The sequence below is a fragment of the Steroidobacter agaridevorans genome (assembly GCF_009932555.1).
Lineage (GTDB): Bacteria > Pseudomonadota > Gammaproteobacteria > Steroidobacterales > Steroidobacteraceae > Steroidobacter > Steroidobacter agaridevorans.
In genome coordinates, this window is sequence record NZ_BLJO01000013.1 from 1 (window position 1) to 25,633 (window position 25,633).

At 62.1% G+C, this 25,633-nt stretch carries 19 protein-coding genes; 4 read left to right on the top strand and 15 right to left on the bottom strand.

Annotation, left to right across the window (positions count from 1 at the left end):
* Positions 1-287: 287 nt before the first annotated feature.
* Together GYH35_RS33160 and GYH35_RS33165 are read right to left on the bottom strand one after the other, a co-directional pair.
* A complete protein-coding gene (locus GYH35_RS33160) occupies positions 288-1,454 on the bottom strand; it encodes a trans-sulfuration enzyme family protein (RefSeq protein WP_161830610.1) in 1,167 nt (388 codons plus the stop codon).
* A complete protein-coding gene (locus tag GYH35_RS33165) occupies positions 1,451-2,248 on the bottom strand; it encodes an amidohydrolase (protein ID WP_161830611.1) in 798 nt (265 codons plus the stop codon). Before GYH35_RS33165 ends, GYH35_RS33160 begins: the two co-directional genes overlap by 4 nt.
* A gap of 322 nt (positions 2,249-2,570) precedes the next feature.
* Between GYH35_RS33165 and GYH35_RS33170 the strand changes: the two genes are divergently transcribed.
* Positions 2,571-3,692 (top strand): AAA family ATPase, encoded by a 1,122-nt coding sequence (locus GYH35_RS33170; protein ID WP_161816578.1) that lies wholly within the window; start codon positions 2,571-2,573, stop codon positions 3,690-3,692.
* Here GYH35_RS33170 and GYH35_RS33175 read toward each other — a convergent pair.
* The 8 genes from GYH35_RS33175 to GYH35_RS33210 form a co-directional block, all read right to left on the bottom strand.
* Positions 3,689-4,834: a methionine aminotransferase gene (locus GYH35_RS33175; RefSeq protein WP_161816577.1), complete on the bottom strand. Its 1,146-nt coding sequence runs from the start codon at positions 4,832-4,834 to the stop codon at positions 3,689-3,691. The two genes, GYH35_RS33170 and GYH35_RS33175, sit on opposite strands and share 4 nt — an antisense overlap.
* 67 nt (positions 4,835-4,901) lie before the next feature.
* On the bottom strand, positions 4,902-5,750 hold the full coding sequence (locus GYH35_RS33180; protein WP_161816576.1) for an ABC transporter permease subunit: 849 nt from the start codon (positions 5,748-5,750) through the stop codon (positions 4,902-4,904).
* The gene (locus tag GYH35_RS33185; protein WP_161816575.1) at positions 5,747-6,754 is read right to left on the bottom strand and encodes an ABC transporter permease subunit; all 1,008 of its coding nucleotides are present in this window, start codon (positions 6,752-6,754) and stop codon (positions 5,747-5,749) included. Before GYH35_RS33185 ends, GYH35_RS33180 begins: the two co-directional genes overlap by 4 nt.
* Positions 6,751-7,893, bottom strand: a complete 1,143-nt coding sequence (locus GYH35_RS33190; RefSeq protein WP_161816574.1) for an ABC transporter ATP-binding protein — start codon at positions 7,891-7,893, stop codon at positions 6,751-6,753. Before GYH35_RS33190 ends, GYH35_RS33185 begins: the two co-directional genes overlap by 4 nt.
* Positions 7,894-7,912: 19 nt before the next feature.
* Positions 7,913-9,064, bottom strand: a complete 1,152-nt coding sequence (locus GYH35_RS33195; protein WP_161816573.1) for a polyamine ABC transporter substrate-binding protein — start codon at positions 9,062-9,064, stop codon at positions 7,913-7,915.
* A 116-nt stretch (positions 9,065-9,180) separates the two neighbouring features.
* Positions 9,181-10,569: an aspartate aminotransferase family protein gene (locus GYH35_RS33200; RefSeq protein ID WP_161830612.1), complete on the bottom strand. Its 1,389-nt coding sequence runs from the start codon at positions 10,567-10,569 to the stop codon at positions 9,181-9,183.
* Between the two features lie 56 nt (positions 10,570-10,625).
* Positions 10,626-11,960: a glutamine synthetase family protein gene (locus GYH35_RS33205; RefSeq protein WP_161816571.1), complete on the bottom strand. Its 1,335-nt coding sequence runs from the start codon at positions 11,958-11,960 to the stop codon at positions 10,626-10,628.
* 5 nt (positions 11,961-11,965) lie between these two features.
* Positions 11,966-12,730, bottom strand: coding sequence for a gamma-glutamyl-gamma-aminobutyrate hydrolase family protein (locus tag GYH35_RS33210; protein ID WP_202624965.1), 765 nt, complete (start codon positions 12,728-12,730; stop codon positions 11,966-11,968).
* A gap of 362 nt (positions 12,731-13,092) precedes the next feature.
* Between GYH35_RS33210 and GYH35_RS33215 the strand changes: the two genes are divergently transcribed.
* A complete protein-coding gene (locus tag GYH35_RS33215) occupies positions 13,093-14,352 on the top strand; it encodes a glutamine synthetase family protein (protein WP_202624967.1) in 1,260 nt (419 codons plus the stop codon).
* Here GYH35_RS33215 and GYH35_RS33220 read toward each other — a convergent pair.
* Positions 14,349-17,516, bottom strand: a complete 3,168-nt coding sequence (locus GYH35_RS33220) for an amidohydrolase family protein (RefSeq protein ID WP_202624969.1) — start codon at positions 17,514-17,516, stop codon at positions 14,349-14,351. The two genes, GYH35_RS33215 and GYH35_RS33220, sit on opposite strands and share 4 nt — an antisense overlap.
* Before the next feature lie 89 nt (positions 17,517-17,605).
* On the opposite strand from GYH35_RS33220, the gene GYH35_RS33225 reads away from it, so the two are divergent.
* Positions 17,606-18,889: an NAD(P)/FAD-dependent oxidoreductase gene (locus GYH35_RS33225; protein ID WP_161830616.1), complete on the top strand. Its 1,284-nt coding sequence runs from the start codon at positions 17,606-17,608 to the stop codon at positions 18,887-18,889.
* Between the two features lie 144 nt (positions 18,890-19,033).
* Positions 19,034-21,445 carry a hybrid sensor histidine kinase/response regulator gene (locus GYH35_RS33230; protein ID WP_161830617.1) on the top strand — a complete coding sequence of 804 codons (2,412 nt, stop codon included), beginning with the start codon at positions 19,034-19,036 and terminating at the stop codon, positions 21,443-21,445.
* Position 21,446: 1 nt separating this feature from the next.
* On the opposite strand, the gene queD is transcribed toward GYH35_RS33230, so the two are convergent.
* The 4 genes from queD to aguB form a co-directional block, all read right to left on the bottom strand.
* Positions 21,447-21,803 (bottom strand): 6-carboxytetrahydropterin synthase QueD, encoded by a 357-nt coding sequence (gene queD / locus GYH35_RS33235; protein ID WP_161816565.1) that lies wholly within the window; start codon positions 21,801-21,803, stop codon positions 21,447-21,449.
* Positions 21,804-21,857: 54 nt separating this feature from the next.
* Positions 21,858-22,232 (bottom strand): hypothetical protein, encoded by a 375-nt coding sequence (locus GYH35_RS33240; protein ID WP_161816564.1) that lies wholly within the window; start codon positions 22,230-22,232, stop codon positions 21,858-21,860.
* 193 nt (positions 22,233-22,425) lie between these two features.
* The gene (gene rlmKL, locus GYH35_RS33245) at positions 22,426-24,648 is read right to left on the bottom strand and encodes a bifunctional 23S rRNA (guanine(2069)-N(7))-methyltransferase RlmK/23S rRNA (guanine(2445)-N(2))-methyltransferase RlmL (RefSeq protein ID WP_161830618.1); all 2,223 of its coding nucleotides are present in this window, start codon (positions 24,646-24,648) and stop codon (positions 22,426-22,428) included.
* Between the two features lie 92 nt (positions 24,649-24,740).
* A complete protein-coding gene (aguB, locus tag GYH35_RS33250; RefSeq protein ID WP_161816563.1) occupies positions 24,741-25,616 on the bottom strand; it encodes an N-carbamoylputrescine amidase in 876 nt (291 codons plus the stop codon).
* Positions 25,617-25,633 lie beyond the last annotated feature (17 nt).

Sequence of the window (25,633 nt, forward strand, 5' to 3'; positions counted from 1 at the left end):
TCTTCCCGGCAGCTTCGAACAAGAGGGACCTTGTCGGAGCAGTGCGCCCAGGGACGGGACCCAAGGAATCCGCGCGAAGCGCGAGTGACGGGGAGCACGGTGCCGGGAAGACCTAGGACGTTCCCGACGCCGCGGGCCACCAACGCCTCTGACGACAGCGCAGAGCTAGGCCCGCTGCCCCCAACGCAGCTACCGAGGCTTTGGACAGCAGCGCAGAGCTAGGCCCGCCGCCGCCGACGCGGCCATCGGGGCCTCTGACAGCGACGCAGAGCAGCCAACCGACGCCCTCAAGACGAAGCCAACGCCTGCTGCAGATCCGCCATCAAATCCTCAACGTCTTCGATCCCAACCGACAACCGCATCGTCCGATCAGAAACCGCCGCCCATCCCTGCTCAGCTTCATTGAGATCTCGCGGCATCATCAACTGCCCCGGCTGCACCAGCGACTCCGTCGAGCCAACGCTGGCGGAAATAGCAAACAACTTCAGCGCATTCGCAAAGGCCGCCGGCGCCACGCCCTGCGCTTTCAGGTCGACCGAAACGATCGACCCACAATCCTGCATCTGCCGCTGTCCCAACTGATACTGCGGATGCGAACTCAAGCCCGGATACGTAACACTCGCCACATTCGGATGCCCCTCGAGAAAGCGCGCCACCTCCAACGCATTCGCGCACTGCCGCTCATATCTAAGTGCGTACGTCTTCAACCCACGCTGGATCAAGAACGCCGTATGCGGATCCAGCGTCGCGCCGATCACGATGAAATCCGTCCGCATCTTATCGATGAGCTCTTTCCGGGCGATCACCGCCCCGCCCATCACATCGCCATGCCCCGACGCATACTTCGTCAAGCTATGCACGAACACATCGATGTCGAACTGCCCGTGATTGTGAAAGCCCGCAAACGTGTTATCCAACACCGTCAACGCACCATGCCTCTTCGCCGCAGCAGTAATCGCCTCGATATCCGCGATCTTCAGCACCGGATTCGTCGGCGTCTCGAAAATCACCACTCTCGTCGGCTTGCTCGCCAACGTCTGCTCGATACCCACGGTATCTTCAATCGACAGCATCGTATGCGTCACGCCATACCGGGCCAGCAAACGTCGGATCATGTATCGCGTCGGCTGATACATCTCCGCGAACAGCACCACATGATCACCCTGCTTACACATCGCCAGTAGCGCCAGATTGACCGCCGCCACCCCCGACGCAGTCAGCAAACATTCCTCTCGCCCCTGCAACTGCGCCAACGTGAGACTCAACTGCTCCAACGTCGGATTCGACACGCGCGAATACTGGAACCCTTGGCGCTGCCCCCGCGACTGGCGTTCCGCCTCGGCCACGTCATCGAAGGTGAACTTCACGGATTGATAGATCGGCGCGACCAGCGGTCGATTGTCGGCGGGCACGCTGACGCTCGGCGGGTGATTCAAGCGAGTGGAGATTTTCATGGCTCGAGCCCGGTCAGATGAAAGTCGTCCGCATCCAGATGCGCGGGGAATTTGGCTCGGAATCCGTCGAGCGCCGTCTTGTCCAGCGACACGGTGGTGACGAATTCCTGCTCCGACGGCGGCGTCATCGGCTGGCCGAGATAATCGATCGCTGCGCTGTCGCCGGTGTAGTTGATGCCCGTGCCGTCCTTACCAACGCGATTGACGCCGATGCAGTAACTCAGGTTCTCAATGGCTCGGGCTTTGAGCAACGTCTGCCAGGGATAGCGCCGCCGCTCCGGCCAATTCGCGACGTACAGCAGCACGTCATAACCGTCATCGCCGCCAATCTTGTTCCGGCTCCATACGGGGAAACGCAGGTCGTAACAAACCAGCGGCAGGATCTTCCAACCCTTCAGCTCGACCACAAGTCGGCGAGACCCCGCCGCGTAATGATCCTGCTCATGCGCCATCCGAAACAAATGGCGCTTGTCATACGCCTCGTGTGTGCCATCGGGCCGCATCCACACGAGTCGGTTGTAATAACGATCCCCGTCCCGAGTCGCGATGCTGCCAGTGACGACCGCCCCAATCGCAGCCGCTTGCTCACTCATCCAGGCGACGGTCGGCCCGTTGGCGGGTTCGGCGACCGACTCCGCCTCCATGGTGAAGCCCGTCGTGAACATTTCCGGCAGCACGATCAGATCGGTCTGCCCCGCCAGCCCGCCGAAGTGCTTCTGCAGGCGCGTGCGATTGGCCGCCGGGTCGTGCCAGGCCAGATCGGTCTGGATCAATGTGACATTAAGCGCGCTCATGACTGAGAAGATACGGCGCAAATCCCCTCATCGCCAGTGTTCGTGGAAAAATCGTTGACACGGGCGCCGCCGCGAGTAGGATGCGCGCCCCGAGTTCACAACGGCCTCAAGGAGCCGATCAATGTTCGCACCGCCCAGTCTCAACCTCGATATCAACAAACACGAGCGTTAGTTTCGCGAGATGCCTTGCGGAGCGCGCTTGCTCCCGCCAAGTCAGTCGAAAATGCTGGTGCGAGCCTTTGGCTCCCACAACCCCTGGCCGGGAAACCTGCCAGGGGTTTTGTTTTTTCTGGCGTTTGAACTTTGAATTCGCAACCACTTTATGAGCATTCACAAGCTGAATCCCGAGCGCGGCGCGGCTGAGCACAGCGCGCTGGCGGTCGGATTGAATTTTCATCACGAGATCCACCGGTTCCCCGAGACCATTCTCAAGGCGCGCGCCATCCGTGCGCTCGAGAACATCGCGGCGAAGTATCCGGTGTATCGCCACGTACGTTACGCGTCGCAACGCAAGCTCGAAGAGCTGTTCGACGATCTCGCCCTGCATTCGGGGCTGAGCGCCTGTCGTTTGGGCGCCGGCAGCCTGTTGCTGGAAGGGCCTGGGATCTTCATCAGCGCCGAAGGCTGGCGCACCGGCATGTTCGTGTCCTGCGGTTTCAACATCTGGACCGAGAGCGTGGCTCGCATCGAGGAGACACGCGAGAAGCTGCTGAAGATCATCGGCGAGGCGTTCGCGCGTCAGCGCATGTTCACGCTTTCCTGGAACTTCATGGACAGTCGCTCCGGGCTGAACTTCACGACGTTCGACGAGCTGGCCAACGACGACCTGCACGACGAGGCCTATCCGGCCTTCGACCGGCCGGTGCGCAGCTTCATCCGCGACTATCTGGATGCGGACGAGACCGTGCTGTTGTTGCTGGGCCCGCCGGGCACGGGCAAGACCAAGCTGGTGCGAACCATCCTTGGTGCGATGTCCGAGCGCAAGGGCGACAGCGCGGAAGTGATGTACACGGGCGACAAGAAGGCGTTGGAGAGCGACGAGATCTTCGTCGACTTCATCACTGGCCAGCATGACGCGTTCGTCATCGAGGATGCCGATCATCTGTTGTTGGCGCGAAGCAGCGGCAACCACGATCTGCATCGCTTCCTGGCGATCGCCGACGGCGTGGTTCGTGCGCAGGGTCGTAAGATCATCTTCACGACCAACTTGCCGAACGTCTCCGACGTCGACGAGGCGTTGCTGCGGCCGGGTCGTTGCTTTGCCGCCGTGCGCACTCGTTTGCTGACTCGCACCGAGGCGTTGGCGCTGATGCAGCGACTGGTCGAGGATCGGGCCCGATGCGATGAGCTGACCGGCAGCTTGTTCCCGCCGGGCGTTCGCAGCGTCTCGGTGGCGGACGTGTATCGAGCGTCCGGGAAGACCGGCCGCAGTGGTCTCTGCTAAAGCTTGCAGAGCCGCTCGGCCGCTTCTTCCAAGGTCGAGTCGTTCTTGGCAAAGCAGAAGCGCAGCACGCTGAGCTTCGGCGGCGACACGTAGAACGGCGAGATAGGAATCGAGGCCACGCCGGCCTCGCGCAACACGCGGTCGGCGAAATCGACGTCGGATTGTCGGGTGATGGCGCTGAAATCCAGCAGCTGGAAATAACTTCCGGCTGCTGGAGTCCAGCTGAAACTGGAGTTGCGCAGCAGCTCGAGGAAACGATCGCGCTTGGCCTGGTAGAACGCGCCGAGCCCGGCATTGTGCTCGGGCACTTCTTTGAGAAAGTCGGCAATCGCGAGTTGCAGCGGATGCGCGATGCTGAACGTATTGAACTGATGAACGCGCCGGATCTCACGAGTGATATCCGGCGGCGCCACGGCGTAACCGACCCGCCATCCCGTCGCATGCATCGTCTTGCCGAAGGAGAAGACGCCGACGCCGCGCTCATACAACTCAGGATGCTCGACGATGCTCGCGTGACGAGCGCCGTCGTAAATCATGTGCTCGTACACTTCATCCGAAATCACGAGCGCGTCCGTGGGCCGCAGGATCTCCGCCAGGATATCCAGCTCCTTGCGCGGGATCACCGTCGTCACTGGATTGTGCGGCGTATTGATCATCACCAGCCGCGTACGCGGCGTAATCGCGGCGCGCACGCGATCCCAGTCGATCTGGAACTTCGGCGGATCGAGCGGAATGTGAATCGGGCGTCCACCCGCGGAGATCACTGCCGGCGCGTACGAATCGTAGGAAGGATCGAACAGGATCACTTCCTCGCCGGGATGCACGAGCGAGACCACCGCGGAGAAGATGGCCTCGGTCGCGCCGAGCGTCACGGTAATTTCGCTGTCGAGATTGGGCACGCGACCGTAGCTCGCCCCCAGCTTGAGCGCGATCTGTTCGCGCAGCTCGGCAACGCCGATCATCGGTGCGTACTGGTTCTGACCCGCCGCGACGTGCAGAGCGAGCAGATCCTTCAGTCGCGTCGGCGCGTCGTAGTCGGGAAAACCCTGCGCCAGATTGATCGCGCCCAGCTCGCGGGCGCGATTGGTCATCACGGTAAAGATCGTCGTGCCGATATGCGGCAGTTTCGAACGGATGTTCATTCCGCCCCCATGAAAAATCAGGCGAGCATTGTTGCCGGCGCCCGGAGCGTCGGCGATAGCAGGCCGGTTATTTAGCCGCGGCGGCCATCTGCATGTCACGCTGTCGGCGTTTCTCCTGGCGGGCCATGAAGATGCCCGCCGCGATGACGCCGATGGTGACCAGCAACACGATGATCGTCGCCAGCGCGTTGATGTCCGGGCTCACGCCCAGACGGACCTTGGAGAAGATCACCATGGGCAGCGTGCTCGCCCCCGGCCCGGACACGAAGCTGGTGATCACCAGGTCGTCCAGCGAAATCGTGAACGCCAGCAGCCAGCCGGAAACCAGCGCCGGCGCGATGATGGGCAAGGTGATCACGAAGAAGATCTTCGCCGGCCGCGCGCCCAGATCCATCGCCGCCTCTTCCAAAGAGTCATCGAGCGAAGACAAACGCGACTGCACGATGACGGTGACATACGCCAAGGTCAAAGTGATGTGAGCGATGGTAATGGTCGTGAAGCCGCGCTCGAGATTCCAGCCGAACGCCTGTTTCAACGCGCTGTCCAGCACCACGAACAGCATCAACAACGACAGGCCGGTGATGACTTCCGGCATCACCAGCGGCGCGGTGGTCATGCCCGACAGCAACGTGCGACCGCGAAACCTGCCGAAACGAGCCAATGCGAGGCCCGCTAACGTGCCGAGAATGACCGCACCGGTCGCGTTGGTCGCGGCGATCTTCACCGACAGCCACGCGGCGTCCAGGATCTGACGGTTATCGAGCAGCCGGCCGTACCACTGGGTCGAGAAGCCGCCCCACACCGTGACCAGTCGCGACTTGTTGAACGAGTAAACGATCAGCGACAGGATGGGGATATAAAGAAACGCGAAGCCGAACACCAGCACGGACAGGCGGAACGTCGATGACTGTTTCATCGGTGCGCTCCGCGGGCTTCAGCGGCCTGGGCCCGCTGCAACAAGACGATCGGAATGACCAGCAGCAACAGCAACGCAATCGCCACCGCGCTGGCGGCGGGCCAGTCGCGCTTGGTGAAGAACACTTGCCAGAGCACCTTGCCGATCATCAGCGAATCGGACGGTCCCAGCAGCTCCGGAATCACGAACTCGCCGACCGCCGGGATGAACACCAGCATCGAGCCCGCGATGATGCCCGGCAGGGATAGCGGCAGCGTGATCGTCATGAACGTCTTGAACGGCCGCGCGCCGAGATCGGCCGCCGCTTCCAGCAAGGTCAGGTCCATCTTCTCCAGGTTGGAGTACAGCGGCAGGATCATGAACGGCAGATACGAATAAACGATGCCGACGTAGATCGCGAAATCCGTCTGCAACATCACGATGGGCTCGTCGATCAGCCCGGTCCACATCAGGAAATTGTTGATGAGGCCGTTGTTCTTGAGGATGCCGATCCACGCGTACACCCGCAGCAGGAACGACGTCCAGAACGGCAGGATCACCAGCATCAACAGGATGTGACGCCACTTGGACTCCGCGCGGGCGATCGCATATGCCATGGGGTAGCCGATCAGCAGGCAGAACAGGGTAGAAACCGCCGCGACCTTGATCGAGTTGAGATACGCCTTCGCGTACAGGCTGTCCTGGAACATGTTCGCGAAGTTCTTCAGCTGCAAGTTGACCTGCGCGACGCTGCCGTCGATCCAGGTCAACAGCGGCGCATACGGCGGCATGCCGATGCGCGCTTCGGAAAACGCGATCTTCAGAACGATGATGAACGGCACCAGGAAGAACAGCAGCAGCCAGAGATAGGGAATCGCCGTGACCGCCGTGCGGCCGGTGATTCCCCAGCGCACCAGCCGCGACTGCGTCCAGCGATACGGCGGCAGCCTGTTCAGGAAATCGAGGATGAGCTGAACCCCCGCGCTGTGCCGATGCCGGCGCGGCGCTTCAGCACGCGCGCTCATTCGCTCAACACCACGGGGCTGGAGGCATGCCAGCTCAAGTACACCGTCTGATCCCAGGTGATGGAATCTTCGGCATGACGGTAAGTATTGGGCTGCGTGATCCGCACCATCTTGTTGGATGCGAGCTGCACCAGGTACACGGACATGTCGCCCATGTAGGCGATCTCCTTGACCGTGCCTTGCACGACGTTGTCGGTCTGATTTGGCCGCTCGACGGAGATATTGAATTTCTCGGGCCGAATCGCGGCGAACACTGTTGCATCGGGCGCGGAGCTCACGCCGTGATCGACATAGATGGTGCCGCCCAGCTCGGGCGAATCGATGCGCACGTGATCCGGCTCGTCCTCGATCAGCCGGCCTTCGAACATGTTCACGTTGCCGATGAACTCGGCGACGAACTTGCTGTTCGGATATTCGTAGATGTCCTTGGGCGTGCCGACCTGGATGATCTCGCCCTGATTCATCACGCCGATGCGCGACGACAGCGTCATCGCTTCTTCCTGGTCGTGAGTCACGACCACGAACGTGACGCCGAGCTGCTCCTGCAGATTCACCAGCTCGAACTGCGTGTGCTCGCGCAGTTTCTTGTCGAGCGCGCCGAGCGGCTCATCGAGCAGCAGCAGCTTGGGACGCTTCACCAGCGAACGCGCCAGAGCGACGCGCTGACGCTGGCCGCCCGAGAGCTGATGCGGTTTGCGTTTGGCAAACTGCTGAAGCCGCACGAGCTTGAGCATATCGTCGACGCGCGTGGCGATTTCGTCCTTGGGCAGGCCGTCCTGCTTCAAGCCGAACGCGACGTTCTGCTCCACCGTCATATGCGGAAACAGCGCATACGACTGGAACATCATGTTCACCGGACGCTCGTACGGCGGGATGCCGGTCATGTCGACGCCGTCGATGAACAGCTTGCCGCTGGTGGGCTCCTCGAAGCCCGCCAGCATGCGCAGCAGCGTGGTCTTGCCGCAGCCCGAGCCGCCGAGCAGGCAGAACAGCTCTTTCTTGTAGATCTTCAGCGAGACATTGTTGACCGCGACGAAGTCACCGAATCGTTTGGTGACGCGATCGATCTGCACGTAAGGAACAGCTTGCGGATCGTTCCAGACCGCAAGCTGTTGCTGGGGCCGCGGATTCGTGGCCATGAAGTATCGGCGCGGTCCGTTATTGGCCGGTGGTGAACTTCTGCCACAGGCGCGCCATCGTGGCGGTGGCCTGCTCGCCGTAAGCCAGCGACGGGAACAACTTGGCCTTCACTTCCGGCGTCGGATACACGCCCGGATCGTTCTTCACCGTGTCGTTCACCATCGCGAACGACGCGGCGTTGGCGTTGGCGTAGTTCACGAAGTTGGAGTTGTTGGCGGCGACCTGCGGCTCCATCAGATAGTTGATGAAGGCATGCGCGTTCTTCGGATGCTTGGCGTCGGCGGGGATGGCCAGCATGTCGAACCACACGATGGTGCCTTCCTTCGGAATCGAGTACGCGACCTTCACGCCCTGACCCGCCTCGGCGGCACGGTCGCGGGCCTGCAGGATGTCGCCGCTCCAGCCGATGGCGATGCACAGATCGCCGTTGGCGAGATCGTCGATGTACTGCGACGAGTGGATCTTGCGGATGTAAGGACGGATCAGCTGCAGCTTCTCGGCGGCGGCGGTCAGGTCCTCGTCCTTCTGGCTGTTCGGATCGCGGCCCATCCACTGCAGCACGACCTTGAGGATTTCATCCGGCGCGTCCAGCACCGAGATGCCGCAGTCTTTGAATTTGGCGACTTCCTTGGGATCGAAAATCTGGTTCCAGGAATCGAGCGGCGTATCGCCCAGGATCTTCTTGACCTTGTCGACGTTGTAGCCGATGCCGGTGGTGCCCCACAGGTAGGTCACCGAATGTTCGTTGCCCGGGTCGTGGAGCGCGACGCGCTGCTGAATGTCCGGATCCATGTTGGCCAGGTTCGGCAGCTGCGACTTGTCCAGTTTCTGGAACACGCCGGCTTTGATCTGGCGCTCCAGGAACGAGGCCGACGGCACCACCACGTCGAAGCCGGAGTTGCCGGCCAGCAGGCGGGTCTCGAGCATGTCGTTGGAGTCGAAGACATCGTAGGTGACCTTGATGCCGGTCTTCTCCTCGAAGTTCTTGATGGTGTCTTCGGCGATGTAGTCCGACCAGTTGTAAACGTGCAGGACCTTTTCTTCGGCGGCAGCGGCGCCTGGAGCCTCGGCCTGTTGTGCTTCTTCCTTCTTGCCGCAAGCAGCGACCGCCAGAGCGATCGCGGTCACGGCCAGCCCGGCGCGCAGTGTACTGTTGAACGCCCTACTCATCAGGATTTCTCCCCGCAACGGTGGTTTGTGCGCGGGAGGGTAACGCAGAAAAGGGGCGTGGGGCTACAACCTACTCTTGTTGAATCTGCAGGGCACAGCAGCTCGCGGCGCTGGGATCAAAATCGGCCCTGGCGCTGTAATTCCTGTTGGGTTTGATCCAAAGCGAGCCGCGCCTTTTCCACCAACTCGTCGATTTGCGCGTGCGTGATGACCAAAGGCGGTGCAATGATCATGGTGTCACGCACCGCTCTCATCACCAGGCCGTTGGCTATGCACAGGTCGCGGCAGATCACGCCCACGTCGCCAGGATCCGGGAAGAACTGGCGCCTGGCTTTGTCCTTCACCAGCTCGAGCGCGCCGATCAAACCGACGATGCGCGCCTCGCCGACCAGCGGATGGCTCGCCAGTTCCTGCCAGCGCCGTTGCAAATACGGACCCACATCGTCGTGGACCCTCTCGACGATGCGCTCGTCACGCAGGATTTTGATGGCGGCGCAGGCGACGGCGCAGGCCGCGGGGTGCCCCGAATACGTGAAACCGTGGTTGAACTCGCCGGCCTGGGTGGTCATCACCTCGGCCACCCGATCGCCGACCATGACGCCGCCGATCGGCAGATAGCCCGACGACAGGCCCTTGGCGATGGGCATCAGATCGGGGCGGATCCCGAAATATTCCGAGCCGAACCAGCGACCGGTGCGGCCGAAGCCGCAGATCACCTCGTCGGCGACCAGCAGAATGCCGTACTTGTCGACGATGCGCTGGATCTCGGGCCAATAGGTCGACGGCGGGATGATCACGCCGCCCGCACCCTGGATGGGCTCGCCGATGAACGCGGCGACTTTCTCGGGACCGATCTGCAGGATCTTTTCTTCGAGCGCACGCGCCGCGACCAGGCCGAACTCTTCGGGCGACAGATCGCCGCCTTCGCCGAACCAGTACGGTTGCCGGATGTGCACGATGCCAGGAATGGGCAAGCCGCCCTGCTCGTGCATGGGCTTCATGCCGCCGAGGCTGGCGCCGGCCATGGTGCTGCCGTGATAAGCGTTGTGACGACTGATGATCACGCTGCGCTCGGGCTGGCCGAGCACGTTCCAGTAGTGACGCACGGTGCGCACGACGGTGTCGTTCGCCTCCGAACCTGAACCGGTGAAGAACACGTGCTTGAACTGCGGCGGCGTCACTTCCGACAGCAATCGCGCCAGCTCGATCGCCGGCGGATGAGCGACCTGGAAGAAGCTGTTGTAGTACGGCAGCTCCTGCATCTGCTTGTAAGCGGCCTCGGCCAGCTCGCGCCGGCCATAGCCCAGGTTCACGCACCACAAGCCGGACATGCCGTCGAGAATGCGACGGCCGCCCGACTCATATAAGTACACGCCCTCGGCGCGGGTAATGACCCGCGTGCCCTTCTCGCTCAGCGCCGCATGGTCCGTGAACGGATGGATGTAATGGGCTGCATCGAGCGCCTGCCACTCGGTGGTGCTGCGCTCGGGGATGGAGGACGCCATGATGGTGCGCTGGTTATCGGCTGGTTATCTGAAACGACGGAAGTAAGTCATAGGTGTTACACGTTCAATAACAGGTGCTCGCGTTCCCACGAGCTGATGACCTGTAAAAAGGTTTCGTATTCGTTCTCTTTCACGGCCGCGTAGGCGATGACGAAGCGCTCGCCGAGGATCTCGATCAACGGCCGGCAGTCACGCAGCAGCCGCAGCGAATCTTCGATGTTGCGGGGAAGAGAGAACGGCAAGTCATACGCGCTGCCGGTGATGGGCTCGCTCGGCTTGAGTCCTTCGACCATGCCGAGATAGCCGCACGCCAGCGAAGCTGCGATGGCCAGGTAGGGATTCGCGTCGGCGCCGGCGATCCGGTTTTCGACACGACGGTTTTTGGGATTCGCCACCGGCACGCGTAGTCCCGCGGTCCGGTTGTCATAACCCCATTGTGTATTGATCGGTGCGGAATAGTGCCGCGTGATGCGCCGATAGGAATTCACGTTCGGCGCGAACAGCGACATGGCGGCCGGCAGATACTTCTGCAGGCCGGCGATGTGCGAGAAGAACAGCGGCGAAGGACGTCCTTCGGCGTCGCTGAACACATTATTACCGGTGCGACGGTCGACGATGCTCTGGTGGATGTGCATGGCGCTGCCGGGCTCACGAGCCATCGGCTTCGCCATGAACGTCGCATACATCTTGTGACGGAGCGCCGCTTCACGCGCCGTGCGCTTGAACAGGAACACCTGGTCGGCGAGCGACAGCGCATTCCCGTGCAGCAGATTGATTTCCATCTGCGCCGCGCCGTCTTCGTGAATCAGCGTGTCGATCTCGATGTCCTGCGCCTCGCAGAAGGCATACATGTCGTCGAACAACGGATCGAACTCGTTGACCGCCGCGATCGAATACGACTGACGGCCGATTTCGGGGCGGCCCGAGCGGCCGATCGGCGGCTTCAAGGGATAGTCGGAGTCGGTGTTCGGCTCGATCAGATAGAACTCGAGCTCGGGGGCGACGACCGGGTCCCAGCCGTGCTGCGCATAGAGCTCGAGCACGTGCTGTAACACGTAGCGCGGCGCCATCGTCACCGGGCGGCCGTCGTTATAGAAACTGTCGTGAATCACCTGTGCGGTGGGCTCGGCGGCCCATGGCACGACACGAACGGAGCTCGGATCGGCTTTCATCACCACATCGATTTCCGATGGACTGATAGCACGGTCGTCGGCGGGGTAATCGCCCGTGACCGTCTGCAGGAAGATGCTCTCCGGCAGGCGCATGCCTTCTTCCTCGGCGAACTTCGCCGCCGGCATCACCTTCCCGCGCGGCACGCCGGCCATGTCCGGGATGATGGCTTCGCACTCTGAAATGCCGTGTTCTTTGAAAAATTGTTGAATGGCGCTCATACGAATCACCTTGCCGCTCGTCGGCGGGCACGCTCGCGCGCGGCTTCGCCAAAGGCGGCGAACAGCGCACGCGAAAAAGAGTTGTCCTTGAACTTCCACTCCGGATGCCACTGCAGCCCGAGTGCGAGCGACGGTGCGTCCGCCGCGCGAAAAGCTTCGATCACTCCATCCGGGGCACGCGCCTCGACGACGAGGCCTTTGCCCAGGGTCTGCACTCCCTGGGAGTGCAATGAATTCACTTTCAAGCGCTGCTCGCCCGACAGGCGCGCGAGCAGCCCGTTCGGTGTCAGCTCGATGTCGTGCGCCGGGCCGTACTGCTCATCGAGCGGCGCGTCGGTGTCCTCGCGATGATTCCGGTAGCCCTGCACTTCATGCAGCTTCTGCCAGAGCGTGCCGCCGAACGCGACATTCATCTCCTGGAAACCACGACAGATCGCCAGCAGCGGCAAGCCCGCCTCGATCACTCGCGGGATCATCGGCAACGTCGTCGCATCCCGATACGCGTCGTGCAATGTGCCCGGAGCGCTCGCCGGACCGTTGTACCGATGCGGCTCCACGTTCGATGGGCTGCCCGTGAGCAGGATTCCGTCGAAGTCCGCGAGCAGCTCACGCGCTTCCAAGCCATCGCCAAGCGAAGGAATCAAGACGGGGACGGCCTGAGCGCCTTCCGCCACCGCAGCGATATATTTCTCGCCGACGCAGTGGAAGTAATGGTGGCCCAACAGACGCCTGTCTGCCGGAATACCGATAAGGGGCCTACGAGTTGACACGTTTAAGATCTTTAACAACCCGCCACATCAGCGGCGTGGTCGCGAGGCATCATTTAACCACAACCCAGGGCCAGCCGCCCGTCCGGCATTGGATGATGGGGACGAAACCCAGTCCCTTCAATGGCTTATACGAGGCCCGTTACAGGCTGGCCCCTTGCCGAGGCTCGTTGCCACTGGCTATCCTCGCTGCCGTGCGGGCGGGCCGACAGCGCGCCCGTCGCCTCCAAATCTTAAACAGGTAAACCCTTATGGCGGTCAGTGACCCCTCTGTGCAGCTGACCGCCTTTCGTCAGCGATACCCTCATACGCGCTTTGTCGACGTACTGCTCGCTGACTTGTGTGGAATCCCGCGCGGGAAGCGCGTGACTATCGATGAGCTGCCCGGGATGTATCACGGCAGCTTCCTGCTGCCCGGCTCGATGTTCGCGCTCGACGTGCTCGGCGGCACGATTCAGGAAACGGGGCTCGGCTTCGACGAAGGCGATGCCGACCGCCGCTGCCTGCCCATCGACGGCACCTTGGTCCCGGTGCCGTGGCGCGATGGCGAAGGCATCGCCCAGGTGCAGGTGTCGATGGTCGATCACGACGGCTCCCCTTTTTATGGCGATCCGCGCCATGTGCTTGCCGATGTGCTGAGGCGTTTCAGTGCACTGGGGCTGACGCCGGTCGTGGCGATCGAGCTGGAGTTCTATTTGCTCGACACCGAGCGAACCGTGGACGGCCGAGCGCAGCCGCCGCGCCTGCCGCAGACAGGTCGGCGCGAGTATCTGACGCAGATCAACTCGATGGCGGACTTGAATGAATACTCGGCGGTGCTCGCCGAGATCTCGGCCGCCTGCGAAGCTCAGCAGATTCCCTCGGGCACCGCGCTGGCTGAATATGGCCCGGGCCAGTTCGAGGTGAATCTGAACCACTCTTCGGACGCGCTACTCGCCTGCGATCAAGCGATCCGCTTCAAGCGGCTGGTGCGAGGCGTGGCTGCCCGGCACGGCATGGAAGCGACGTTCATGCCGAAGCCGTACATGGATCACGCCGGCAGCGGTGCTCACATTCACGTGAGCATGCTCGATCGAGACGGTCGAAACATTTTCGCTTCGGACGATCCAACCGGCAGTGCTCAATTGAAACATGCGATCGGTGGATTGGCCGCGACGATGGCGGACGCGATGCTGATCTTCGCGCCGACCGCGAATTCATATCGGCGCTATCGGTCGGAGTCTTATGTGCCACTGAACCCAAGCTGGGCCGTGAATAATCGCGGCGTCGCCCTGCGCATCCCGGCCAGTACGCCAGAGAATCGTCGCATCGAGCATCGCGTTGCTGGCGCGGATGCGAATCCTTATTTGCTGACGGCCGCGGTGCTTGCTGGCATTCATCACGGGTTACAGCGCGAGCTTGATCCGGGTGCGCCCGTGGCCGGGAACGCCTATCGTGACGCTGTCACTACGCTGCCCATCACTTGGCCGGAGGCAGCGCTGAAGTTTGAATCGAGCAATGTGATGCGGGATTACCTCGGCGAGAAGTTCCACCGCTTGTTCGTGACGACTCGGCGCGGGGAGTTGCAAGCGTTCGAGTCGCACGTGAGTCCGTTGGAGTATGCGTGGTATGCGCGGACTTGCTAGGGGGTGTCCTTCCAAAACCACTGCTCCTCAAGCTTCTTCTGCCGCGGCCAGACTTCATCGAGCGTGTCCGCGTCATACAGCCGCCCATTCTTCATCACGAACCTCAGTGAGTTCGTGTTCGTAATATCCGCCAGCGGGTCCCGATCGAGAATCAGCAGGTCCGCAAACTTCCCCGCCTCGATACTGCCCAACTCCGTCGCGCGTCCAATCACCTCACTCGATCCAATCGTCGCCGCGCGCAGCACTTCATGGGGCGTCGCGCCGCCGGAGGCGTATGCTTCCAGTTCCCAGTGATAGCCGATGCCCTGCATCTCGCCATGGCTGCCCATGCCAACCAAGCCACCGGCTCGTTGAATCGCTAGCGCATCCGCTGCGAATGTCGAATACGTTTGATCCTCATGCCGCGTCCACTTCTGTACGCGCGTCTTACCGTCGAGCAGCCCGCCCGGAATGAATCGCTGCACCTTTGCATCCGCCTGTGGCACATGGCTGATCGTCATTTCGTAGAGCGCCGGCTTGCCCCCATACAGCACATTGATCGTCGGCGTGTACGCGATGCGGCTGTTGGCGAACAACTCGATCACATCCTTATGGAGCGGCGAGATCGGCAGCGCGTGCTCATTGCCGGCGAAACCATCCAACGCATGCGTGAGATTCAAGCGCAAATCCGACGCGCCTTCAGTCGTCGGCATCATGCCTAGCACGCTCGCGCCTTGAACCATGAACTGCCGTTCCTTGCGACCGCCCACCATGTACGACTTGATATTCCGGGTTCGGTAGTAATCTCGATATCGCGTCAGCACGTTACGTGCATCGGCTTCCGAATGGATTTCGCTGTTGACGAACACGCCCGGCCCCGTCGAGTACGCACGGGGCCCCAACATCAAGCCGGCATCGATCATGTCCTGATAACCGAAGACATCGACGGTGAACGGCTGCACGTCGAGCCCCGTCGTCACGCCGTAGGCGAGATTCGCGAGGAACGGCCACTGATTCGGCTCGAGGATGTCACGCCGGATCTCGGCCCAGTGCGCATGCGTATCGACGAACCCCGGCACGATGAACTTGCCGGAAACATCGCGAACGACAGCGCCCGCCGGCACCTGCACGCCACCTTGCGCCCCCACCCCCACAATCCTGTTGTTCACGACCACAACGTCGGCATTGGTGACCACTTCATCGCCGCGCATCGTAATCACCGTCGCACCTCGCAACACGACGGCGCCATCCGGAACATCGCGCTTGAGCTCGACGACGGCATCGAATCGCTCCGCTGATTTCTCCGCGTCCGTGACATTGCTCAACGGAACGCGCCGGAACGACGAGCCCACCGACCAGGTGATCGTGCGCCCTTCATCGGCCCAGCCGAAGTAATCCGCGCCGACCGCCGTCAGCTTGACGACTTTCGTGTTCGGGCTCTGCAAATCCACGACGGGCGGCTCGCTGCCGAGCGTCGGCGGCACCGCGACGAGATAAAGTTGCGAAGCAGCCTTCGCCAGCGCCCACGTGCCATCGGGATTGAGTCGCACCTCTTCGACGGGCGCGGGACCCTCGACGTATTGCGAGGGATGACGCGCCAGGATGACGATGACCCGTCGCGGCTCCGACGACAGCTCGTCGATACGCATCGTCTTCACTCCTTCAGGCGTGAAGAAACGAATCAGATTGGGCTCGCTGCCGAAATCCAGAAAGCGCGCGCCATGCGCATGAGCGATGAGCTGCGCGTCGCCGCCGCCGGCTGGCAAGCGAATGATGTCAGTCGCCCGACTCGGATCGATCTCGGATCGCGCGCGCAAGCGATCATAGTGACTCGCACGCAGCGCCAGCACGCTCTTGCCGTCCGGCGAGAACATGGGCTCGGTGTAATACGCCGGCTCCTTCGTCAATTGCTTCGGAGCGCCACGGCCCCGAGCTGGCAGGGTCCACACCTGCCCGCCTTCGAGCGGACTCCAAGTGACGAAGGTGATGGCGCGACCGTCGGCGGACCAGGAAGGTTGATAACCCGCGCCCAACGCACGCGGCTTCGCATTTGCCTGCAGCTCGAGCAGATACAACTGTCCCAATGCGGAGAACACAACGGAGCGACCATCCGGCGACTGACGAGGCCGCTGAATCACTCGCACACGGACCGGGCCCGTCTCTTCGTGCTGCTCGACCCGCGTCTGCGGTCCGATATCGAGCTCGACCTGCGCCGTAAATGGAATATCGGTGAGTTTGCGATCTGCAAGCTCGAGCCGCTTGATCTTGCCGCCGACGCTGAGAATGAGTGCGCGATCGTCGGCCGTGAACGCATAACACGGCAACAGGTTGGCGTAGTACCCGCCGTCATGTCCGTCGCGATCGACGGGATACAACAGCCATTGATCGTCCCCCGAATTCAAATCGCGAATGCGCAATCCCGTGTCGTTCAGATGGCGGCTGGCGTACACGAGCTTGCGACCATCGTGAGACACCGCCGGCTGCAAAGCCTCACCGAGGGATTGGATGATCTCCTCGTCCTTACCATTGCGCAGATCTCGACGAGTGATGGACCACAGCGGCGGCTCCTTCTCGGTCCAGGTCGTGCCGGCCTTCGACGAAAAATACATGTAGCGCCCATCGGGCGAGATCGTCACGCCCAGCACATTGCGCCGATTCTCCCAATCTTCCGTTCCCGACGGCTTCGCCTTGGTCACCTGCGTGCCGACGCCGCCGTCCTTGTTGAACAGGAAGACTTCGAACGCGAGCGTCGCATGCACCATGCGCGAGGCGTAAACGTACTGGCCATCGGGCGACCAGCTCGGCCCGGTCCACATCGCCGCTCCATCGTCTTGTGAGATCTGCCGCGGATTGCTGCCGTCCGCATTGGCGATCCAAAGATTGTTGGCGCCGGATCGATCGCTGATGAAAGCAAGCTGCTTGCCGTCGGGCGAGAACACGGGATTGGCGTCGAACGCGGCGCCGGTCATGAGCGGTCGCGCCTGGCCGCCCGCGCTGCCGATCGAATAGAGGTCGCCCAGCAGATCGAACACGATGCTCTTGCCGTCGGGAGACACATCCGGCGCCATCCAGGTGCCCTCGGCGGTCTCGAACGAGAGGTGTCGCGCCGAGACCAGCGGCAGCGACGCGCCGGCGGTCGCAGTGCCGAGCGACAGCAGCGAAGCCACAAGAGCCCTTTTGATCATGCTTTCGATCCCCATTGGATGAGCCTGCCCTATGAAAGACGCACTGCTGCGGAAAACCGTAAGATAAGCGCCCGGCACCGGAGCACGATTTGACCACGGACCCGAACACAGCGATCTCCTACTACGCGGCTTCCGCGAACCCCGCACCCGAACATCCACAGCTTCAGGGCGACGTGACCGCGGACGTTTGCGTCGTTGGCGGCGGCATCGCCGGCTGCTCGACGGCGCTCGATCTTGCGGAGCGCGGCTACAAGGTCGTGCTGCTCGAAGGCCAACGCATCGGCTGGGGCGCGTCCGGGCGCAGCGGCGGGCAAGCGATCAGCGGATTTGCCAGCGGCCAGAGCAAGCTGGTCCAGCAGGTCGGCGCCGAGAACGCGAAGCGGATGTGGGATATCTCGGTGGAAGGCCTGCAACTGATCCGCGACCGGGTCGCCAGGTACAACATCGACTGCGACCTGCATTGGGGCCAGATGCACGTCGCCATCAAGCCGCGTCAACGCGACGTGCTCCTGCACGAGCAACGCGAGGCCGAGGAAACCTACGGCTATCGACAACTCGAATTCCTGGAGCGTGGGCAAGTCGAATCGCTGCTGGAAACCAAGCGCTACATCGCCGGCCTGTATGACCGTGGCGGCGGGCATCTGCATCCGTTGAATTACACGCTGGGTCTCGCCGCGGCCGCCAGTGCCGCGGGTGTTTCCATCCACGAGCGCTCGCTCGTTACAAACATCAGCTACGACCAGCCTGCAATGGTGAGCACCGCTACCGGCAGAGTCCGTGCGAAGTACGTCGTGCTGTGCTGTAACGCCTACTTGAATACGCTGGTGCCGTCGCTGCGCTCGCGCATCATGCCGGTGGGCACATATATCGTCGCGACCGAATCGCTCGGCGCAGCCCGCATGCAACGGCTCATGCGTGAAAACATTGCTGTCACGGACATCAACTTCGTGCTCGATTACTTCCGCCGCTCAGCCGACTTTCGTCTGCTGTTTGGCGGCCGTGTCAGCTATTCGGGCCTGGACCCTTTCAACACCGCGAACGCGACTCGCAAGCGCATGATCAAGGTGTTTCCACAGTTGTCCGACGTGCGCGTCGAGTACGCCTGGGGAGGCTATGTCGACATCACCATGAGCCGTGCCCCGGATTTCGGTCGCCTGGCCCCCCATATCTACTATTTGCAGGGGTTCTCGGGGCATGGGATCGCGCTCACCGGCATCGCCGGCCGCCTGGCCGCCGAGGCCATTGCCGGCCAGGCTGAACGATTCGACCTGTTCACCCACCTGAAACATCGAAACTTCCCCGGCGGCGAGCTGTTGCGCATGCCGGCGCTGGTCCTGGCCATGCTTTGGTACCGGGCTCGCGATTTGCTGTAGTCAGCGGCGTGCCGCTGGAACTTCCGCCGCGTTAGAGCATTTACAATTCGCGCTCGGCAGGTCTGGCCGCCGAGTCTCCTGCGGACGCCACAAACATAGTTTGGTCGCCGGGCCTCGAGGCGGCCGGGTCACTTCAGTGTGCGAATGAATCAGGCGACGGATACCGGCTCGACGCCCGACGCTTCGGCGGGCGTCACCCCTGCCCCCTCGGCCGAAGCCAAGCCGCGTACCAGCATTCTGCTCGTCGACGATCAGCCGGCTCGCCTGCTGACATATGAGGCCGTGCTTTCCGGCATGGACGTCGAGTGTGTACGCGCTTTGTCGGGCAGAGAAGCACTCAAACAGCTGCTGAGCCGCGAGTTCGCGCTCATCCTGCTCGACGTCAACATGCCGGACATGGATGGGTTCGAGACCGCTCGCGTGATCCGCGAGCATCCGCGCTGGGAGCGCACGCCCATCATTTTCGTGACCGGCATGAACATCTCGGAGCTGGATCAGCTCAAGGGCTATGAAGTCGGCGCCATCGATTACATTTCCGTGCCCGTCGTGCCGGAGATCCTGCGCACCAAAGTCTCGGTGCTGGTGGAACTGCATCAGCGCCGGCGGCATCTCGAAACTCTGAACAATTCGCTGACTCAAGCGCGCACCGAGCTGGAGATCCGTCACGCGAATGCGATTGCCGAGCGCGACGCGCAGTTGCACGCCGTCTTCGAACATCCCACGGAGATGTTCGTCGTGCTGCAAGCCATGCGCGACCCTTGCGGAACCATCGTCGACTTTCAATACCGCGACGCGAACGCGAACTCGCTGGACCTGCTCGGCTATACCCGCAAGCAGCTGGTCGGTTGTCTGCTCACCGAAATGTTCGATCCGGAACAGGCGAGCCGCGTCATCGCCCAATGCGCGCAAGTGCTGCAGACACGCCAGGTCTGTCGTTACGAGGCGCAGCACCGCGACAAGGATTTTTTCGTCACGCTGTTTGCGATGGGGCCGGACTGCGTCGTCAGCTCCGGCACCAACATCACCGAGCGCAAGCGGGCAGAAGCCGCGCTGAGGCACAGCGAAGCACGCCAGCGCGCGCTGCTGGATCACGCGCCGGTCGGCGTCGCCCACCACTCGTTGGACGGCAAGTTCGAATACGTCAATCGCGCCTTCTGCAAGCTTACCGGCTACAGCTCCGAAGAGCTTTACACCAAGCGCTGGCAGGATCTCACCCATCCCGAAGATGTCACGCGCGATCAGCAGTTGGCGCAGCAAGTCATCGGCGGCAAGCTCGACGACTACACCGTCGAAACGCGCTACGTCCGCAAAGACGGCAGCATTGTCTGGGTGAATCTGTTCGGCAACTTCGTCGCGGACGATCAGGGCCGCGCGGTGCAAGGACTCGCCGTCGCCATCGACATCACCGATCAGATCAACTCGCAGCGCCTGCTGCGTGAAAGCGAAACCCGCCTGCGTGACGCCAACGAACGCAAGGACGAATTTCTCGCGATGCTGAGCCATGAGCTGCGGAATCCCGCCGCCGCCATCGGCAACGCGGCGCAGGCATTGTCGCGCCTGGCCGTGAATCGCGAGAAGGAACAGTCGCTGATCGGCATCGTGGAACGGCAGATCGGCCAGCTCGGCCATCTGCTGGATGATTTGCTGGATGTGTCGCGAATCACGCAAGGCCGCATCGAGATCAACCGGGAGCGCATTTCGTTGCAGTCCTGCATCGACGTCGCGCTCGAGACCACGCAGCCGCAGATCCAGGAAAAGAAACATCGGCTCACCTTGAGCATGTGCCCCGAGCCGCTCTGGGTGGACGCGGACAAGGTGCGGCTCGCGCAATGCATCGCGAATCTGCTGACGAATGCCGCCAAATACACCGAATCCGGCGGCGAGATTCACGTGCGCACGATGACCGAGAACGATGCGGCGGTCGTGTCGATCTCGGACAACGGCATTGGCATGCCTGCCGAGCTGATTCCTCGTGCGTTCGAGTTGTTCGAACAGGGCGAGCGCGCATTGGATCGCTCGCAAGGCGGGCTGGGCATCGGACTCGCCGTATGCCGCATGCTCATGGAGATGCAAGGCGGGACCGTGACGGGCAGCAGCCCCGGCGTCGGCCACGGATCGACCTTCACGCTGCGCATGCCGCTCGCACAGGAAACGCACGATGCGTCGACAGACGAGAGCACAGACTGCGGCAGCCCGGGGCGCGTCATGATCATCGACGACAATCGCGACGCCGCCGATTCGCTCGCGTTGTTACTGCAGCTGGAAGAGCACGCCACGCTCACCGCGTACTCTGGTTCGGATGCCTTGGAACAAGCGGTCCGATTCAATCCGCACTTCGTGCTACTGGATATCGGCCTGCCGGAAATGGATGGTTACGAAGTCGCGCGCCGCATGAAGGCCATCGTCCCGCAAGCGCGATTGATCGCGGTGACGGGCTACGGCCTCGCCGGAGACAAACAACGTTCCGCCGACTCAGGCTTCGAAGCGCACCTGGTGAAGCCAGTGAATCTCACCGACATCCAGACGACGTTCGCAGCGCTGACGGCTGATCAGTAAGTTATTCGCCGCGATATTCGCAGCCGCTGGTGCAAGTCTCGTGGATCACGACCTTGGCCAGCAGCGGCAACACCGGCTTCGCCTGCTGCCACACCCAGCGCGCCAGATTCTCGCTGGTGGGATTCTCCAACCCTTCGATCTCGTTCAAATAGTGATGATCGAGCCGGTCGTAGATGGGCTGAAACGCGGCCTTCACGTCGGCGAAATCCATCACCCAGCCGGTGACCGGATCGACTTCGCCGCTGACGTGCAGCTCGATGCGAAACGAATGGCCGTGCAGGCGCGCGCACTTATGCCCCGCCGGAACGTTCGGCAGGCGATGCGCAGCCTCGATGGTGAAGACACGGAAGATGTTCATATGTGAAAAAGGCGCCGCGAGCGGCGCCTTTCGATTATCTCAGCTGCAGAAACTTTACGCAGCTTTGCGACGACGCGAGCTGGACGCGCAGCTGCAGGTGCCACAAGTGCAACGGATGCCGCTGCAATCGCTGCAAACCGTGAAATCCACCGAGCCGAAGTGGCGGCGGCACGACTCGCAGTACGGCTTGCGACGGCCGGTGCGGGCGTTCCGATACGACTCCACCGCGGCCGAGCTCTGATCCGCCGTTTCCCCGGTGCAAGCGTTCAGATCCTTGCTGACGATGCCGCGCATGAAGGTGCTCGAGGTCATCGAGCCGACCTTGAACAAGCGCATCTGTTCGCGGGCCAAGCCCATCTGCGCCACGGGGTCGTAAATGACCACGCCCAGCTTGGGATGAAAATGAACCTGGAACGGATCGCCGCTCATAACAATCACTTCGGAAATGGGGGTGATGGCCGGAAAAGGGCCTGTAACGCGGGCGCAATTGTGCTGCAACAGGTCCGTCATGGCAATGCGCTGGCACCCGTATTTGACGCTTTTTAAGCGTTCTGGCGCAGCATTTCCGTGAAGGCTGCGTTCGCGGTGGACGTTAGCCCCACCGCGAGTGGGCTTCTTTCGCTCAGCGCACGGCAGTTCCGCCAGCAGAATTTTCAGTAACTCCTGCAAGCGGCTCGACCGATGCGCGGCGCCGTAAGACATAACAAGCATGGATGCGCGGATTGCGCTCGAAGTCCTTCGGCAGCGTGCGGCGGCCGATATCTTCGATGTCGAATGCCGCGAGCCCGTCTCGATCCAGACGAAAACGCGTGTAATTATTCGAAAACACGATGGCGCCGCCGGGGGCCAACAACTCCGCAGCAAGCGTCAATAGTTGTACGTGATCCCGTTGCACGTCGAAATCCTGCTCCATGCGCTTGGAGCGTGAATGCGTCGGCGGATCGATGAACATCAGATCCCAGCGCCGCGATTTATCCCGCTGTTCCTGCAGCCAGGCCAGGCAGTCGGCCTGCACGAAGCCGTGCTCGGGTCCGGCGAGATTATTCAAAGCCAGGTTGCGTTTGGCCCAGTCGAGATAGGTGCGCGACATATCGACTGTCGTCGATGACGTGGCGCCGCCGCCGGCGGCATACACCGTCGCCGTGCCCGTGTACGCAAACAAATTCAGAAACCGTTTGCCGCGAGCCAGCTCGCCGACATAACGGCGCGTCAAGCGGTGGTCGAGGAACAAGCCCGTATCCAGATAGTCCGTGAAGTTCACTGCGAACCGATAGGGCTGCTCGCGAACGATGTGATATTCGCGCTCGTTATCCAGCTTCTCGTATTGAGTGCCGTCCTTTTGCTGGCGGCGCTCGCGAATGAAGAGTCGATCCTCGCCGAGACCCAGCTCGTGCGGAATCACTGCGAGCGCCTCGTTTCGACGCTGCCTCGCAGCCTTGGGCTCGATGGTCTTCGGTGGCGCGTATTCCTGCACGACCACCCAGCGATCCGCCTCGCCATTGCTGTACTGGTCGATGGCGAATGCGTACTCGGGCATGTCGGCATCGTAGATTCGATAGCAATCGATGTTTTCCCGGCGCGCCCAGTCCTGCATCGACTTCAGGTTCTTGCGTAGACGATTGGCGAACATTTGTGCGCCTGGCCGCTCGCGAATCTCGGCCGCATCCGGCGGCGGCTTGCGCTCGCCGATGTAGTCGCCGGGCGTGACATCGAAGCGCAACAGCCGGCATTCGATACGTCCGTTGAACAGCGTGTGCGTGCGGCGTGCATTGACGCCCACTGACTTCGCGAGTGGCGGATTGCCGGTCAGCACCGCTGCTTTCCAGCCTTCGAAGTGCTCGCGCAGCTTCGCGCCGAATGTTTGGTACAGGGCCTGCAGCCGCTCCTGTTCGCCGATACGCTCGCCATACGGTGGATTTGTGACGACCAGACCGGTCGCCGCCTCGCTCTGACGCGTCAGCTGCTCGAGATCGCGTCGTTCGATATGGATAGCGCCGCGCAGCTTCGCCCGGTCGACGTTCTCAATGGCCGCGCGCACGGCCGTCGCGTCGGCATCGTAGCCACGCAATGTGACTTTCTTCGTCGCTGCTGCTTCTCGACGGTCGCGAGCTTCCTGGATCAGCCGCTCCCACCGCGCGCGATCGTGACCGCGCCAGCCGATGAAACCGAAGTAGCTGCGCAGGAGCCCGGGCGCAACATCCAACGCCATGAGCGCCGCTTCGATGGGCAGCGTGCCTGAGCCACACATCGGATCGACCAGGTCGCCGCCCTCTTCCGCGATGGTTGGCCAGCCGCAGCGAAGTAACACGGCGGCGGCGAGATTTTCCTTCAAAGGCGCAGCGACACCGCGAGCGCGATAGGCGCGTCGATGCAAGCTGTCGCCGGAAAGATCGAGGCTGACCGTCGCGCGATCGCGATCGAGCCGCACATCGATACGAACGTCGGGCTGCTCCAGCTGCACCGAGGGCCGTTCGCCGGTGCGCTCACGAAACTGATCGACGATGGCGTCCTTGGTCTTCAACGCGCCGAAATGCGTATGCGTGATGCCGCTCGACGAGCCACCGAAGTCGATGGCAATCGTGCCGTTCGGACGCACGTGCTCCTGCCAATCGATGCCGGCGACGCCCTCGTACAGCTGATCTTGAGTCGCGGCTGGAAAGGTGCCGAGCGGCAACAACACACGGCTCGCCGTACGCGACCACAGACATGCGCGATAAGCGACTTCGAGCGAGCCTTCGGCCTGTACGCCGAGCTTGAACTCACGAGTCTGAGTCGCGCCGCAATTACGTAGCTCCGCGGCAGTGAGATCCGCGACGCCCGGCGGACACGAAACGAAAATTTGCATGAACAACCCTTAGCCGCACCTACGCGCGGTCCCTCCTACTCGGAGAGAACAATGAACCCGGGCCCTTTCGGGCCCAGGGAAGATATTTGGACTTAGCGGGCTCGCTGCTGGCCGTCGAGCGTCATGATCGGGCCGTACAGCTCCGGCCGGCGGTCGCGGAACACACCCCAAGCCTGGCGATAGTTGCGGATCGCATCCAGATCGAACGTTGCGGTCAACACCGCCTCGCCCTCGCGCGCCGCCTGCTTGACGACCGCACCGGTCTGGTCCGCGATGAACGAGGAGCCATAGTAGGTCACCGTCCAGTTCTGACCTTTCTCGGTGCCGACTCGATTGGACGCAACCAGCGGCATGATGTTGGACGCGGCATGGCCCTGCATCGCGCGTTGCCAGTGATCGCGCGAGTCGATGCTCAGGTCCTGCGGCTCCGAACCGATGGCCGTCGGATAGAACAGAATCTCCGCGCCCTGCACAGCCATCGCTCGCGCCGACTCCGGGAACCACTGGTCCCAGCAGATGGCCACGCCAATCGTGCCGAAGCGCGTCGGCCACACTTTGAATCCCGTGTCGCCGGGCGAGAAATAAAACTTCTCGTGATAGCCCGGGCTCTCGGGAATGTGCGCCTTACGATAAGTGCCGAGCAGCGAACCGTCGGCATCGATGATGGCGACCGAGTTGTAGAACGCATTGCCCGCACGCTCATACACGCTGCACGGGAGCACCACATTCAACTCGCGCGCCAGATCCTGAAAGCGACGCACCGCCGGGTTCTCTTCGATCGGCATCGCCACCGCGAAACACTTCGGGTCGTGCTCCTTGCAAAAGTAAGGCGTCTCGAACAGCTCCTGAATCAGGATGATGTTCGCGCCCTGCCTGGCCGACTCACGCACCAGCCGCTCGGCGGTGGCGAGATTGGCCGTGCGATCCGGCGTGCTGGCGAATTGAGTGGCGGCAACAGTGGTCTTCATGTCGTCTTAAGGGCGCT